Origin of the sequence: Halomonas sp. SIMBA_159 (assembly GCF_046536035.1) — a bacterium.
GTDB lineage: Bacteria > Pseudomonadota > Gammaproteobacteria > Pseudomonadales > Halomonadaceae > Vreelandella > Vreelandella venusta_A.
Map to the genome: position 1 here is coordinate 1 of NZ_JAWJBT010000894.1, position 260 is coordinate 260.

Here is a 260-nt window from a genome sequence, read left to right on the forward strand (position 1 = left end):
GTATGGCCGGCGGCCTCCTTGACGCTGCCGAGGTTGCCGGAGACGGCGTCCGTCCCCTTGGCCGCCTCGGTCGCGCTGCGGCTGATCTCGGAGGTTGTCGCAGTCTGCTCCTCCACGGAAGCCGCAATCGCCCCGGTGGTCTCGTTGATCGTCTCGACCTCGCCCACGATCGTGCGGGTCCCGTCGACGGCCGACTGCGAAGCCTGCTTCACCGCGGCGAGCTGGCTGGCGATGTTGTCGGTCATCTTCCGGGTCTGGTT

The 260-nt window shown here is 68.5% G+C and carries 1 protein-coding gene; it reads right to left on the reverse strand.

Going from position 1 to position 260, the window contains the following annotated elements; genetic code table 11:
• Positions 1–245 (reverse strand): hypothetical protein (locus R0J87_RS21830; protein WP_498888925.1); only part of this gene is annotated, 245 nt, incomplete at its 3' end.
• Positions 246–260: the final 15 nt, after the last annotated feature.